At 44.7% G+C, this 15,731-nt stretch carries 12 protein-coding genes; 1 reads left to right on the forward strand and 11 read right to left on the reverse strand.

Features of this window, described 5'->3' with window-relative positions; all coding sequences use genetic code 11:
- Window positions 1-102: 102 nt before the first annotated feature.
- From AC23N5_RS07195 to AC23N5_RS07220, 6 genes are all read right to left on the reverse strand, one after another.
- A complete protein-coding gene (locus tag AC23N5_RS07195) occupies window positions 103-777 on the reverse strand; it encodes a carbonic anhydrase (RefSeq protein ID WP_487755026.1) in 675 nt (224 codons plus the stop codon).
- Entirely contained in the window at window positions 743-2,320 is a 1,578-nt protein-coding gene (locus tag AC23N5_RS07200; protein WP_487755027.1) for a SulP family inorganic anion transporter, read from the reverse strand. The genes AC23N5_RS07195 and AC23N5_RS07200 overlap by 35 nt, the downstream gene beginning before the upstream one ends.
- 73 nt (window positions 2,321-2,393) lie before the next feature.
- Window positions 2,394-3,089 carry a carbonic anhydrase family protein gene (locus tag AC23N5_RS07205; RefSeq protein WP_183971905.1) on the reverse strand — a complete coding sequence of 232 codons (696 nt, stop codon included), beginning with the start codon at window positions 3,087-3,089 and terminating at the stop codon, window positions 2,394-2,396.
- Window positions 3,090-3,129: 40 nt separating this feature from the next.
- The gene (locus tag AC23N5_RS07210; protein ID WP_487755028.1) at window positions 3,130-4,683 is read right to left on the reverse strand and encodes a SulP family inorganic anion transporter; all 1,554 of its coding nucleotides are present in this window, start codon (window positions 4,681-4,683) and stop codon (window positions 3,130-3,132) included.
- An 87-nt stretch (window positions 4,684-4,770) separates the two neighbouring features.
- The gene (locus AC23N5_RS07215) at window positions 4,771-5,121 is read right to left on the reverse strand and encodes a hypothetical protein (RefSeq protein ID WP_183971903.1); all 351 of its coding nucleotides are present in this window, start codon (window positions 5,119-5,121) and stop codon (window positions 4,771-4,773) included.
- Between the two features lie 106 nt (window positions 5,122-5,227).
- Entirely contained in the window at window positions 5,228-5,965 is a 738-nt protein-coding gene (locus AC23N5_RS07220; protein WP_487755029.1) for a lysophospholipid acyltransferase family protein, read from the reverse strand.
- 146 nt (window positions 5,966-6,111) lie between these two features.
- On the opposite strand from AC23N5_RS07220, the gene AC23N5_RS07225 reads away from it, so the two are divergent.
- Window positions 6,112-7,092 carry an acyl-ACP desaturase gene (locus tag AC23N5_RS07225; RefSeq protein ID WP_183971901.1) on the forward strand — a complete coding sequence of 327 codons (981 nt, stop codon included), beginning with the start codon at window positions 6,112-6,114 and terminating at the stop codon, window positions 7,090-7,092.
- A gap of 194 nt (window positions 7,093-7,286) precedes the next feature.
- Here the strand turns inward: AC23N5_RS07225 and AC23N5_RS07230 are convergent, their stop codons facing one another.
- The 5 genes from AC23N5_RS07230 to AC23N5_RS07250 all read right to left on the reverse strand — a co-directional run bounded on the left by AC23N5_RS07230 (window position 7,287) and on the right by AC23N5_RS07250 (window position 15,550).
- The gene (locus tag AC23N5_RS07230) at window positions 7,287-8,909 is read right to left on the reverse strand and encodes a SulP family inorganic anion transporter (protein WP_487755030.1); all 1,623 of its coding nucleotides are present in this window, start codon (window positions 8,907-8,909) and stop codon (window positions 7,287-7,289) included.
- Window positions 8,910-9,030: 121 nt separating this feature from the next.
- A complete protein-coding gene (locus AC23N5_RS07235) occupies window positions 9,031-10,899 on the reverse strand; it encodes a proton-conducting transporter transmembrane domain-containing protein (protein WP_183971899.1) in 1,869 nt (622 codons plus the stop codon).
- 19 nt (window positions 10,900-10,918) lie between these two features.
- Window positions 10,919-13,423, reverse strand: coding sequence for a YbcC family protein (locus AC23N5_RS07240; RefSeq protein ID WP_487755031.1), 2,505 nt, complete (start codon window positions 13,421-13,423; stop codon window positions 10,919-10,921).
- A 79-nt stretch (window positions 13,424-13,502) separates the two neighbouring features.
- Complete coding sequence (locus AC23N5_RS07245; protein ID WP_487755032.1) at window positions 13,503-14,867, reverse strand: sensor histidine kinase; 1,365 nt, start codon at window positions 14,865-14,867, stop codon at window positions 13,503-13,505.
- A complete protein-coding gene (locus AC23N5_RS07250; protein ID WP_487755033.1) occupies window positions 14,864-15,550 on the reverse strand; it encodes a response regulator in 687 nt (228 codons plus the stop codon). Before AC23N5_RS07250 ends, AC23N5_RS07245 begins: the two co-directional genes overlap by 4 nt.
- Between the last annotated feature and the right edge of the window lie 181 nt (window positions 15,551-15,731).

Genomic DNA, 15,731 nt, shown 5'->3' on the forward strand with positions numbered 1-15,731 from the left:
ATTCAAGGCTATCGTTGAGGGATTCGCCCTCAAAAATACCACCCCAAATCAACAAGTTATGGGGTTACCATAGGTTGCTCACAACCCGATATGCTTAGGTGCCTAATGCTCGTATTCGGTCGAAATTTCGTCTTGTTTTTTATCGCTTTCAAAATCGTAGCGATAAATGGGCGAAATTTCGGCCCCAGGCAGAATCTCCACCGTTGGGTTGATAAGCCCCGTATGTAGGTCAAATACCCATCCATGGAGTTGGGGATAGTTCCTTTGGTGCCAAGAGCGCTGCACAATGGTCGTTTTGGCTAAATTATTGACCTGCTCAATTACATTCAGTTCTACCAATCGGTCAAAGCGTTTTTGTTCCTCTGCAATGCCAATGAGTTCGGTTTCGTGCTTTTCATACACTTCTTTGATGTTGCGCAACCACTTGTTAATCAGTCCGTAATCTTTGTTAGTCATTGAAGCTTTTACCCCACCACAGCCGTAGTGGCCCACCACCAAAATATGTTTTACCTTGAGTACTTCGACGGCATACTGCAACACACTGAGCATGTTGATGTCGGTATGAAGGACCAAATTGGCCACGTTTCGGTGAACAAACAATTCGCCAGGGGCAGTACCTGTCACTTCGTTGGCGGGCACGCGGCTGTCGGCACAGCCAATCCACAAAAACTCAGGCTTTTGATCAGCGGCCAGCTCCTCAAAATAGTGTTCGTCGAGCATGAGTTTTTCAGCCGCCCACGCTTTATTTGCTAATAAGAGTTTTTTGTATGCTTGCATCGAGTTTCCGTTTTGTTATTTTCCGACGTGTAATTCCTTTAAAGTCCACCTGAATGCCGCGCAGTGGCGCATCTTTTTTGAATTCTTTGAGGGTAGTATAAATGTCATGGTCAATAAAATGTGCCCTTGCTCCGTCAATAAAGACCGTGTCTCCTGCTTGCAGTGCCGCCAATTCTTCTTTTAACCTGGCTTTATTGAGAAACGAAATGTCTTTTCTAAACCAAATCAGCACGGTTTCTTTGTCGCGGACCACACTCATGGCCGATTGATTGTTGGTATAGATTACATACGCGATTCCGACAATCCATCCTAAGGCTATTCCTACCAACAAATCGGTCAAAATAATCCCCAGTATAGTCACAATAAATGGGACAAATTGGTCTTGCCCTTCGAGGTACATTTTGCGAAAGATGTCAATTCTCGCCAGTTTATAACCGACCAATATGAGCAGTGCTGCCAGACTAGCCAAGGGAATATGGTTGAGGATTTCGGGAAAAATCACCATCGCTAACAGCAACAAAATACCCTGGATAAAGGCAGAAAGGCGCGTTTGGCTATCGCTATATACGTTCAATGAGGTACGAACTACGACCACTGTCATCGGTAGGCCGCCAAGCAATCCTGAAAGAAGATTGCCAATCCCTTGGGCTTTGAGCTCTTGGTTGGGCGACGAAATCCGCCGTTGTTTGTCCAACTTGTCGGCGGCTTCTAGTCCAAACAACGACTCGACGCTCGCAATGATCGCCAAAGTAAAAGCGGTTAAATATACCGCAGGCTTGGTTAGTGCGTCGAGGGATGGAAAATGAAGGGCCGATTTGAGGTCGGACAAGGTATGAAAACTGGGCATTCGCACCATGTGATCGTTAGATTCGCCTAGGTAAAAGGCGGGTGCCAACCATCTAAATGCTTGATTAATAACAACTCCCACCACAACCACGACCAAGGCCGTCGGAACGGTTTTGAAGAATTTGATACCTTGCTCGGCTTTTTTATCCCACCAAAGTATCAGAAGCAAACACACCGCGCTGATGATGCCTGCGCCCCAAGTTGGATGTAACACCGCTTGGACAATTTCACTAAAGGTGTTTCGCTGGTCGTTTTGGAAAAATTCAAATTCGCCTTCGTAGTCGGCGTCCCAGCCAAGGGCGTGGGGGATTTGCTTGAGAACGATGACAATTCCGATGGCAACGAGCATTCCGCTGATGACACTCGATGGCACAAAACCACTTAGACGCCCCGCCTTGAACCAGCCCAGCAACCATTGGAGGAGACCCGCCAAGACGACCGCCGTCAGAAAATGGGAGTAGTCACCTAAGCCGTGGATGGCATCAAACACAATGACAACCAACCCAGCGGCGGGGCCACTAATGGCGATTTCAGACCCTGAAAGCAAGGCTACCACCAACCCACCGATTACGCCCGAAACTAAGCCAGAAAAAAGCGGCGCTCCCGATGCCAAGGCAATGCCTAAACACAGCGGGAGCGCCACTAAAAATACCGAAAAACCTGCTGAAAAATCTTTGTTGAGGTACTTAAAGGTCATTACGGTTCGATTTTATGAGTTGTACAAAAATAGCGAAACGCTTTTACACCTTTCACCCAACGGGGGATTTTCACTAAGCCAAGGTCAAATCACGCAGGTTTGCTACCGTAAAATCGGGGTTTTGGGTATCACGGATGTACATCACATCGTCATAAAACTCTACTTCACCCGTTTCGATATTGTACATAGCACCTACCACACCAATTTCTCCGTTTTCTACCATTTGTTCTAAAATGAAGCTTCGCTCAATGATATTTTTTACATTCCGCTTTACGTTGATTTGAGCTACGTTTTCGACAAATTCTTTATTCTTGGACGTGCGGTCTGATTTTGTCTCTTTTTCTTGGTAAACCGAGGGCTGAAGCTTTGCCAAAAGCTCCGTTAAGTTGCCCATTTCTACGTGGTCGCAAGCTCCTTTGACGGCGCCGCATTTGGTATGTCCAAGTACAACAATGAGCTTGGAACCCGCAATTTTACAGGCAAACTCCATGCTTCCCAAAATGTCAGTATTGACGATGTTCCCTGCAATACGAATGGAGAAAATATCACCTAAACCTTGGTCAAAAATCAATTCGGATGACGTACGGCTATCAATACAGCTCAAAATCGTGGCAAATGGCCATTGTCCTTCGCGCGTATCGTTTACCTGTTCCAACAAATCACGTTGCACTTTCAGGTTTTTGATAAAGCGCAAATTTCCTTCTTGCAGTATTTCTAGCGCCTTTCTTGGCGTTAAGTTAGCTTGGGTTTCTTTTGTGTGTGCTTTCATTTGCTTGGGTTAAAATATTGGATTGAGATGATGCCTTAAACTAATGTCCTGCTACTCCTTGGAACTCAGGGATTCCTTTTAGTTCAAGCTGAATGCCCTTCAAAAGGGCGGTTTCTTTAAAATTGTGGATAATCTCAAGAACATCAATGTCGATAAAACGTGATTTGCTGCCGTCGATGACCACTTTGGCATCATTGGGCAATTTATCGAGGGTAAGTGTAATCGCTCCTTTGTTGATAAAAGTCACATCTTCTACCAACTGAATCGTAATCTGCCGTTTGTCGGGCGTTCCTGCTTCGTTGAAATGATACGCTTGTTTGTAGTTGTTGCGCAAAATAAAAAAGATAGAAACGGCCATCCCGATGCCGATACCTTTGAGCAAATCGGTCAATAAAATGGCAATAACTGTAACGACGAAAGGCAAAAATTGGCTCCAACCAAGCTTGTACATGGATTTAAATAACGAAATTTTGGCTAGTTTGTATCCTACGACCAACAACACCGCCGCCAAACACGCCAACGGGATTTTGTTTAACAAGCCCGCAAAAGCAACCACACTTATCAATAAAAACAGGCCATGTATGAAAGCCGAAAGTTTGGTTCTTCCACCCGCATTGACATTGGCGGAGCTTCGCACAATCACGGCCGTCAATGGCAATCCACCCAATAAACCTGCGACCACATTTCCTGCTCCTTGGGCAATAAGTTCTTGATTCGTAGGTGTGTTACGCTTAAAAGGGTCGAGCTTGTCGGTGGCTTCAACACTTAGTAGCGACTCCAAACTTGCCACTATCCCAATCGTGAAAGCGGTAATAATCACCTGTGGATTTGAAATGGCTTGAAAGTTGGGGAAGGTAAAATGCCCAATAAACGCTTCCACTGAACCCGATACAGGCAGGCTCACCAAGTGGTCGTTTTTTAGGGCGAGCAAGGGAGAAAATACCTCAAAATAGCTGTTGATAAGTACCCCCGCAATAACGGCCACAAGTGCCGCAGGAACTAACCGAACAATCGCGTATTTTTTTAGAAAAGGCTTGTCCCAAAAAATGATAATCAGCAGCGATATGGTTGAGATAATCACTGCGCCTGGATGTAAAAAGTTAATGGCGTTTAGAAGCTCCGAGAATGTATTCTCACCATCGACTTGGACAAATGAGAAATCTCCTTCGCTGTCTTTGTCATACCCAAATGCGTGCGGAATTTGTTTGAAAACCAAAATCAAACCAATCGCTGCGAGCATTCCTTTAATGACACTTGATGGGAAATAATGGCCGATGATGCCCGCTTTCATTACCCCCAATACAATTTGAATTACTCCAGCAAGCACAACTGCCAGTAAGAAGGCTTCAAATGAGCCAATTTGCTGGATAGCGTTGAGGACGATGACGGTTAAACCCGCGGCTGGCCCGCTCACGCTTAGTGCCGAACCACTGAGCAGCGACACGACCAAGCCTCCTACAATCCCCGTAATAATTCCTGAAAAAAGTGGCGCTCCCGACGCAAGTGCAATCCCAAGGCACAGCGGTAATGCGACCAAAAATACCACCAAACCCGCAGGTAGGTCGTACTTTATATCTTTAAATAAACCCTTCATTTTCTTTTACTTACATTTAACCTGATTAACCCACAGCTCATGTAGTATTTTTTCTCGCCCCATGAGCGAAAGCAAGAAATAAAAAAATTAAACAGAAGGGAAAAACTCGGGAGGGGGGAGGCTAATGGCAGCTACGTGTTCGGAGAAATGAACCAAATATAAAAAACTGCTGGATGCTTTTGAAGGTAATGAAATGGAAAAGCCTACGACGGAAGGAGTCCAAAATTCGTCGTTCCATTCGGCATTTTCTTCAATATTTTCTTTGGCTGTTTCTTTACAGCCTTCTTCGTCAGATGATTCAGGGCAAGAGGTTTCTTGCTGTTCTTGTTGCTCAGTAAGGTTGTTTTTTTTGGGAGAATTAACCAAAGGTTTGACCACTGCCATGAAACAAATCATGACACTAAAAAAGGCCAACACAAGGGTTCTATAGTAATTCACAGCGCCTTTGAATGGTTGAATACTCCCGAAATTTATACTAATTTAATTATAAATAAAATGATATTCACAAATTATGCTCTTCACAAAGCAGTATCTGGTGGACAATTTAGCCGTTTTTTAATTCGTTCTCAATACTTGATTTGGCCAATTCAACAATCTCATCTATTGTTTTTCCTTTGGGTTCGATGGGCTCAAGCACCGTCCACGAGAGACTTTCAAAGCTACTAAGCGGAAAAATGCCTTTTGGGTTCAATTTTCCCGTGTTTTTTATGGCGATGGGTACAACGAGTGCGTTGGGTGCTTTCTTTACCAGAATAGCTACGCCTCCTGTGGCAAAGGCTTTTAGCACGCCAGTTCTTGAGCGAGTACCCTCTGGAAAAATAGCCGCCGAAAATTTCGTTTCTTCAATCAACTTGGCCAATCGCGCTATTTCCATAATGGCTTGCTTACCATCTTGACGGTCGATGAGGGCTGCGCCGCTTTTCTGAAGGTTATACGAAATACTAGGGATGCCTTTTGCCAACTCCTTTTTTGACACAAACAGGGGGAAGTTCTGGCGTAAATACCAAATCATTCCGACGATGTCGAACATACTTTGGTGATTGGCAATAAAAATAACGGGGCGGTCGGTGGGTAACGTAGCTTTTGCCTTAAACCCCAAACGCGTTCCTAAAATATAAAGCCCATGCAACAAAAAACCATTCAGTACGTGTACCGATTTTTGGTGAGCACGTCGCCCAAACAAATGAAAACATACCATCTGAATGGGGTGGAAAATCACTAGAACTAACCCAAAATACAACAGGTAAAGGCTACCTAAAACGTAATCGATTATTTTTTTCATGCCACGCTAACGGGGATTTTGAGCGCCAAAATTACGCAAACATTTGCCCGTTTTAGCAACCCAAGGCCAACATCTCACCAACTTTCCTAAAATTCTTGCTACCTTCGGGAAATTTTCTCAGACACTTATTTCATAATCTTAGTTTTATGCAACTTCCCTCCACTCGGATAGAGGTAATGAAGTTTATCGGTCAAAAGATTGATTCCATCTACGACGAATTTCTGAAGCCTGTCGAGACTTTGTGGCAGCCTGCGGATTTTTTGCCTGATTCGACCAAAGAGAGCTTTTTTACCGAAGTAAAGCTTCTTCAAGAGGCTGCTCGCGAATTATCGTACGATTATATTGCTGTATTGGTAGGTGATACCATCACCGAAGAGGCATTGCCCACGTATGAGTCGTGGTTGATGACCGTTGAAGGAATTAACCAGCAAGAGCCTGAACAAAGCTGGACAAAATGGGTACGGGCTTGGACCGCCGAAGAAAATCGCCACGGGGATCTTCTCAACAAATATTTGTACTTGTCGGGGCGAGTCAATATGCGCGCCATGGAGGTTTCTACGCAGTATTTGATTTCGGATGGCTTCGATATTGAAACAGGAACGGATCCTTACCGTAACTTCATTTATACTTCGTTTCAAGAACTAGCGACCAACATATCGCACCGACGCACGGCTACGTTGGCCAAACAATGCGGTAATCATTTGCTTTCTAAAATGTGTGGCGTAATTGCCGCCGATGAGATGCGACATGCCAAGGCATACAAGTCGTTTGTAAACCGCATTTTTGAAGTCGATTCTTCAGAAATGATGTTGGCGTTTGAAGACATGATGCGCAAAAAAATTGTGATGCCTGCGCACTTCTTGCGTGAAACGGGGGTCAAACTTAGCGAGACATTTAGCCATTATTCGGACGCCGCCCAGCGGTTGGGTGTTTATACAACCCACGATTACATCGAAATTATGGAATCGCTTTTGGATGAATGGAAAATCGACAAAGTGCCTGATCTTAATGATGCTGGCGAACGCGCACGCGACTACCTTATGGCACTTCCTGCGCGGCTTCGACGCGTGGCTGACCGCACAAAAGTACCTGAGTTAGCGTATAATTTTAGCTGGATTTCGGCCTAAACATGGTTAATTGTTAACCGTTAGCTGTTAATTGTGCTAAATCTCAGTAACTTAGAGCTAACTACACGGTTGACAAATAACAGATAACAAATAACGGTGCGCAAGCACTCGTAAACCAATGAAAAAGGGAGGTAAAACCTCCCTTTTTCACGCTAAAATATACTAACTTAACTAAACTTATTGTTTATTAAACATTAAGCCATTTCTACAAGCGTTTTGCGCAAATGCTTGGGCAAACGACGCGCTGCCAATGGATGCTCCGATAAACTTTCGTGCAAATCCAATCCTTTGAGCGACAACACTCCTCCTGCGGCCTCAAACTCTCTTCTAAAATTATTCAGGTTGTCGGCTACTGTGTGGTCAACGTACGCTGCCTTTGAGAAGTCAATAATCAATGAACTTCCTTGCGGTACTTTCGCTAATTGTGCTTTGAGTTTGAGATAATTGGCAAACACCGCTGCATTTTTGACGCTAAGGTGATACACGCCTAACTCTTGCTCTGTTAATTCAAAACGAGACTTAATTATATCTTTAATCTGTACTCCAAAAGCCAACTGAATAATAAATTTGGTCAAAATACCCGCCGCAATACCCACTAACAAGTCGGTAGCGATGGTGGCGATGATGGTAATCAAGAAAATGGTTAATTGCTCTTTACCAATGTGATAGACGTGTGCAAATTCTTTGGGAGAAGCCAAACGGAAGCCTACAAAAATCAACATTGCGGCCAAAGAAGCAACGGGTACCATTTTGATTACGGGAACGAGCATTACTACAAACAACAACAAGAAAATGCCGTGGAAGAAGTTGGCCCAGCGACTTTTGGCGCCGTTGTTGATATTGGCCGAACTACGGGCTACTTCCGAAATCATAGGCAAACCACCCAAAAGACCTGATATTGTGTTACCGATACCTACCGCTGTAAGGTCTCTGCTTAAATCTGATTTCCGTTTTTCAGGGTCAATCAAGTCAATGGCACGGCCCGTCAAAAGTGATTCTAATGAACCAATCAATACAAACATCAAAAGGTATTTCAAAAAGATAGGAAGTAGCTCGCTGTTGGTAAGTACCGAAAAGTCGGCGTTGAGGTTAATCGAGAAATCACCAGGGTTTACCAACGGTTTTAGGTTTTTGTAAGAAGGTTCTGTCAAGTGAAAATATTGACCTAACAATACCCCTACAATCAGTACTACCAATGCTGGTGGGACTTTTTTGAGGGCCTTGATTTGAAGATAAGGCCAACCAAACAAAATCAACAAGCTGATACCGCCAATGATGGCGATGTGGTATTCCATGTGCATGAGGCTATGAGGGACCATTTCGAGCAACTCAAGCGGCTCTTTACCTTTCATTTCTGAAGGGGCAATGCCTACGGCCAAGTGCAACTGCTTCGACATGATAATGATACCAATAGCGGCGAGCATTCCGTGGACGGCCGAAAGAGGGAAAAAATCGGCGAGCTTGGCTACTTTCAATAACCCCAACACGATTTGGATTAACCCTGCTACAACCACTACACCCAGTGCTAGTTTCCAGCCTACTTCGTTGTCTCCTTTTCCTAGTTCCTCAACAGCACCTGCAACAATGACAATCAGACCTGCGGCGGGGCCTTTGATGGTCAATTCTGAACCCGCAAAAAACGCCACCACAATCCCTCCAACAACGGCGGTCATTACGCCCATGATTGGTGGGAAATTACTGGCACCTGCGATACCCAAACACAATGGAAGGGCAATCAAAGACACCAAAAAACCTGACAATAAATCTTTTGCCCAATGCGCTTGAAGACTGTCAAAAATGTTATTCTTCGATTTCATAAGTCTTGTTTATTAACTTGAGAAATAATAGTGAAAAGGAGACGATTAACTGTTGGCAAAAGTCTTACAGTCGAATTAAAGGGGAGTTAAGGCGGTATTAAAAACGCGTTAAAACCGTTTTTTAGGAAGAACGATAGGCTGTTTCGTGGTAATGTTTGGTGTGTGGGCCAAGGAAGACACGCCCGTAAATGCGTACAATCGCAATCCCTTCAAAGACGAAACCAATGGAACATAAAAATGCAAGCACAATCTGGTCTTCGTGGATGTGACTAAACACCAAGTCTTCGCCAATAAACGTGGGCGTAATAGGAAAACCCATGAGCCCCATCGCGGCCAGCAAAAACACCAAAGTCAGCTTGGGATGCTCATATACGTGCCCCGCAAATTGGTTTAAATCCACCTTGGGTTCGAGCAGCTTGAGCCGCCGCAAGCAAGCATAACCGACCGCGCCCGCAATCACGACACCACTGAGGTAGAAAAGTACTTCTTCAAGCGTAAAGTGCTCATTGAATGAAATGGCTAAGGCTACCCAAAAGTGGTTCATAATCAGCAATAACCAGCTCATTTGTGGGCTTTTGCGCTCCGAATAAGATTTTAATACCATCAACAACCCAATGGAGGCAAACAAAATCGGGAAGTACACGTGGCTTTGGGCCGAAAGTTTGTCTTGAAAATTATAGGCAATAAGTGCCAATAAAAAGGTAGGCACAAACAGCATAAGCAAACGATTGTGGGTCAAAAAGTCTAGTTTACGACCTACGCGGCGGAGTGGTTTCCACACAATGTGGTTCATAAACGAGTCGAGATTCCATTCTTTGAGGCTTAACAAATACACGGTATATTCCAACTTTTTAGGAAGAGAGTCTTCAAACGTATGTTGGCGTGGCACGTAATTGTAAAACTGTTCGCGAATCAAATAACTTACTACCGAAGGGGAGACCAACAGCTGATAGGTGCGTAAAAAGGCGTTTCCAGCAAAGTGAATGAGGGCAATTACTTCAAGCCCCGCCGCAATTTCAACGAAAATCAGCCCAATTTGGGCAATAGAGGCGTAAGCTATTTGGCTCTTGACCGACGATTGTACCCGAGCAATGGGCGTAGCAATGGCACTGGTGATGATTCCCAAAAGTGCAATCAAAATCCGAACGGAAGTTTGTTCTTCCCAAAAGGGGAAAGTGCGTAACAACAAAAATGCGCCAAAATGAACCGACAACGAACCGTAAAAAATAGCACTAGAGGGGGTGGGGCCTTCCATGGCACGGGGCAACCAAGCAGAAAAGGGCAATTGGGCAGATTTGGCCGCTGCTGCCAACAAGATCATCAACGAAATAAAAATGCCTACCCAACTGTGGTTTTGGAGGTGTTCGTGTACCAATTCGTGGTTGCTTAATTTGAGAAATGTAATGTTCTCGTGCCACAAATGGTGACTTGCCCACATCGCTAAAATAAGCCCTAAATCGCCAATACGATAGACAGAAAACACTTTAATGGCGTTTTTAACGGGCAGATAACGGTCGCGATAGAAGGCAATTAATAGAAAGGAAGAAATCCCTAAAATTTCCCAGCCGACAAACAGCGTCTCGAAGTTGCCCGAGAAAATGACGACGTTGTACCCTAAATAAAAAAAGAGGATGGTATTGAAAAAGCGTTTGTAACCTGCTTCGCGGTGGAGATACGCACGGCTATAAATGGTCACTAAAAATGATAAAAATGCACCTACCAACAGATAAACGGCGGTGATACCGTCAAAATAAAAGGTAATAAAAAACTCATAGCCTGGCGAACTAAAGAGCGAAAAGTCTTTGACTTCAATCGTTGGGGTGTGTTGAAAGAGCCAGTAGGCACAAAAAACAACGGCGGTTAGCAGCTGAAGCCCCACCGTGAAGATAGCCGAACGCGAAATGACGACTTCGTTTTTGGGAGGCAGTAACAAACTAACTAGAAAACCTAAAAGCGGAATTAGTATGAAAAAATGAAGGATGGATGTCATGAAAATAATGGTTTATCGACTACTGAAGAAGGTAAATGGGGAGGTTTTCCTCGTGGGCTTCGACCAAGGATGGGACATTTTGTACCACTTCTATGGCTTGTTTGATAGGGTGATATTCGACAAATTCGCCGTTCTTGAAAAGATAGAAGGCTTGAGTTGTAGGTTCTACCACTATTAAATGAATCCACTGGTTCATGAACCATTCATAGGTAGCGGCCGATTTCTGGATAGAGCGCAGTACTACCGATGGAAAATGCTCCACAATCACCATGAGCCGAACTGGATCATGGACTTCAATCATTTGGCTCGGAAGTCCTGGGCGTAAGTCACCGTCGATACCGTTGGCGACCCCAAACAGCCCCATTACGTTGTGGGCAAGTTTGGTTCCTGCACCTAGTTTTTGGTTGTCAACCCGTGAAAAATAATACTCCAAATTGATACCTCCTGCTACGGGAGCCACCGCGTTGAGAATGGTCGTTAGGTAATTACCTTCTGGGTCAACGCGGTAGTCGAACGAATTCATGAACGAACGACGGTCGAGAAACAAGTGCTTAGAAATATCACGACGCCCAACAATACAAAGGGCATTGGTGGCGTGGTTGAGCTCGGGACGTGGTTCAAACAAAGAAACCGAGCGACGGCGGATTTTTTCGTGTACTTTTTCAACGGGCAAGTGAGAATCAATCGACTCAAAACGACGCGAGCGTTCTTTGGCGTTGAAATCCAAGGCTTTGTTAAAATTCGCTTCGTTTTGTTGGTGCAAAGCTGCATTGGTTGCCGAAAGCGACGTGGTATCGTAAAAAGCAATTTCGTCGCGGGTGGTATCGTGCAGTGCTCCTAAAAACTGAGTCGTTTCGGGAATATCAATGCCCCTTTCTCGCAGCAACAAACGCACTTTAGGGTGGTTGGCCATGTAGCTAATAACGCGTGCATTGACCGACCCTGGCCGTCCCGAACACGCGCCGCAGTCGTATCCTGCATAGTGCGTATTGTTGACGCTCGTGGAGCCGTGTCCTACGGCATACACCAGCGGAGCAAACTGCTCGACCAAGCCAATGCTACGTAGCAGGTTTTCGACCCGAGTGGCCATTTCCTCAATCGTAAACCCAATTTGCAACCCATTTTCTTTTTCGTCAGGGTTGGTATTTTCAATGGTTAACTCCGAAAATTCGTCCATGTGTTTGAACGAAGAACTGGTAGCGGGGCTCAAAGAAGGTTTAAAAATCGTAAGCGCCAAACGTAGTGCCGACCAAAAGCCCAACGTTTGTGAAATCAGCCAACCTCGCAAAAGCGTATGTGAATGTTTGGTAAAATGGAGGTCGCGTTCGCGCTTTTCCTTTTCGTTGGTTAGCTCTTTTATCAAATAAGTGGGCGTAACTGGCGCGGGGCACTGTTTGGTAATCGAATTGGCGTGTTTGGGTTTGTAATAAAACTCAACGCCAAAAAAGCCAGGGGTGCCAAACGTCTGACAATGAGGGTCGTGTTGCTCTACATAACGGCGAATAGAGCACTCCCGGTCATCCATACAAAACATTGCCTGAAACGTTTTAGACGCAGGAACGCTGGTGGGCGAAGTGCCCTGCTTCATTCCTGCCAGCACTTGGTCGTAAAAACTCCACTCAAACGCCTCTTGCCAAATCTCAATCACTTCGTGAAATTCAGTGTAGGGAACTTTGGCAAAAATCGGGGTTGGGGGAGTTTCTAAGCGAGATGCTAAGGGTGCCCAGTTGCCCTGATACTTGTCGTCGAGTGCGTCTATTTCTAGTAGTAACTCAAAGATAATCAATTCCCTAAGGCTGATTTTTTTGCGGTCAAGCAACAGTTGGGGCTGATCTTCCAAGACCGACACGATTCCCGACCATCCTTGGTGGGCAAACTGTAGGTCGTAGAGGTATTGTTTGTACAATGATTCATCACCGATAAGCAACTTCAACAAATCGCTGATTTGGCAGTTTTCGTTGAAGAGCAATTTTTTCGCCCGTTCTGCTTTAAAAAAACTGGCGAACGTATTCCGTTCCATTTCGCGTATCGACGAAAGGAACCCTTTGTGTGCCACTGGAAACCCCCAGATCGAAATACCTTGGTCTAAATAACTACAAACCACCCGAAAGAAAAGCGGGTGTACCAGCAAGTCTAAGTCGATTCGGTACTGTTTTTTCCAGTTGTCGCGGAGTAACCCAATTCTTCCCGAAATGGTGGGGTCGTAGTTGCCTGTGAGGGCTTTGCGTTTCCAAACACCTACTTCTTCTTTTCCTTTTCGTTCTGCAATAACCCGTTCAAGGACTTCCTCGCTAATGCGATTTTGCATGTACCGTTCACGGTATTCGTCCAGCGTCAGCGTTACTTTATATCCAAAAAATGCCGACGCATTTCTCAATGCTTGATAAAAATTCTGGTGCTGAAATGCGTGAAGTGTATTGTGGTGGATAAAATCTTTGAGCGGAGCTTGGGCTGGCAAAAAGTGTTTTAGTTCGTGAAGGACTTCATGCTCATCGAAGAGGGGATGATGCGTTTTGGCTTTCATACAAAGGGAGGTAGCGTTTATGTCTCACAAAGCTCCCTTTATTCGATTAAAAGCAGGTTAATTGCCTATTAAAACAAGATTAAAAAGGCAGTGTAACAATAAAATGAGTGCCGACACCCAGTTGCGAACGCACCCGAATATCGCCTTTGTGTAGTTTGATGATGCGTTCAGTCAAGGCAAGACCCACGCCGTGCCCTTTGATGGATTGGGTAGCTTCGGCGCGGTAAAAGGGCTCAAAAATATGGGGGAGGTCTTTTTCTGCTATTCCCACTCCGCGATCAACAAAGACAATCCGTATCGCTTTTTCTTGAATATAAAGCGTTACGTTTACCCGATTATCTTGGGAATATTTACAACCATTTCCCATCAAATTCATAAACGCAGTTTGCAGTAAAGACGCATCTCCTTCAATTTCTAAGGCTTCTTCGTCTTCGGGAAACTGGTCAAACTCAATGTGAACGTTGTAGTTGGGCATGTGGGTCAGTAATATTTCGCGCGCTTGCCAAAGGAGCTCATCCACCCGCAGGGGATGCACAAAAAACTGAGAAGAGTCGTCGTTGAGGCGGGCGAGTTCTAACAAACCGTTGACCAAATCCCGCATTTTTTTTACTTCTTCAATCGTTTCTTTGATGGTCTCGCGGTAGGCTTCTGCCGTTCGTTCCTGCATGAGCGACACGCCCAATTGGCCCATCATAATTGCCAAAGGGGTTCGTAATTCGTGGGAAGCGTGCGAGACAAAACTACGCTGGGAAGTGAAAGCAATTTCTAAGCGGCTTAGGAGTTCGTTGAAAGTAATGGCCAATTGTGCCAACTCATCTTTTTCTCGACCAATCGTAAGCCGCTCATGGATGTTGCGGGCCGAGATATTTTTTACTTGTTCTATAATTTCGGAAACGGGCCGAAGGGCATCGCCTGCAAACAACCATCCAGAAAATAGTACCACAAACAAACTAATGGCCCAACCCGTTACGAGGATACTTCGGAGTCGTTCTAGTTTGCTAAATCCGTATAAGTCAACGGCATAGGCGATAACGACGAGTACCTCTTTGCGTCGGTCAATGTAGCGTATTCCAATGATTTCTTTTTCGCCATCTTGCTCCCTAAACGACTTGCCATCTCGGATGCTTTGCAGTACTGCGGGGCTTACTGGAAAGGGCTCTTTGCCGCTGTCATAAATAATTCTATTCTGGACGTCGTAAATAGTCACCTCTTCTTTGTGCATGGCCGTAAGGTTATTACGGTCGATGGCATGGAGCAAAGGTTCGGTGATTCCACTGACATCTTCCAACAGGCGAACTGTTGTTTTTGCTTTTTCTTGGAGTCGTTTGTTAAATTCTTGTTCTCGAAATTGGTCGTACAAATAATACACCGACAACGAAAACACAAGCATAATGGAGGCTACCAATATGGCAAAAAGAAGGGTCAGCCTCAGACGGATGTTCATGATTCTTTTGGTTCTTTCATGATATAACCCATTCCTACCACGGTATGAATAAGTTTTGCAGGGAAATTTTTATCTACTTTTTTGCGGAGGAAATTCACATACACGTCTATTGTATTGGTGCCCGTATCGAAATGAATATCCCAAACTTTCTCCGCAATGTCCACTCGCGAAACCACCCTTCCTCGGTTACGCATCAAGTATTCCAACAGGCCAAATTCCTTGGCCGTCAATTCAATGCGGCTTCCTGCTCGGCGGGCTATTCGCTCATTGAGGTCTAATTCCAAATCAGCAATTCGCAGCACGTTTTGCGTTTGCTTATGGTCGCTGGTACGTTTCTGAAGTGCCCTCAGCCGAATAATAAGTTCTTGAAATTCAAATGGTTTTACCAAATAATCATCAGCTCCTGAATCAAACCCACTTATTTTGTCTTTGAGCGTGCCAAGTGCCGTGAGCATCAAAATGGGGGTCGTTACGTTTTCTTTGCGCAACAAAGACGCGAGCTCAAACCCGTTTATTTTGGGTAAGTTGACGTCGAGCACAATCACATCATAATGATTTGACAAGGCAAAACTGCTGCCTACTTGTCCATCATACGCTACTTCTACTTCCCAAGACTGTTCCTCAAGACCTTTCTTGATAAACCCTGCGAGCTTAGGCTCATCTTCAACGACTAAAACTTTCATAGACAATGTATTGCGTGGAATTACTCACTTGATTGATGCTCAATGTTAAAGATAAGTATTTTGTTATTGAAATATCCTCAATGATTTTAACTAGGATTTAATTCGTATTCTTCGGTAATAAAACGCCACTCGTCGGCAACTTAGTGTTTTTTATCTATTGTACCCCGTTGATACAAAGAAT

The organism is Runella sp. R5_40, assembly GCF_057652295.1.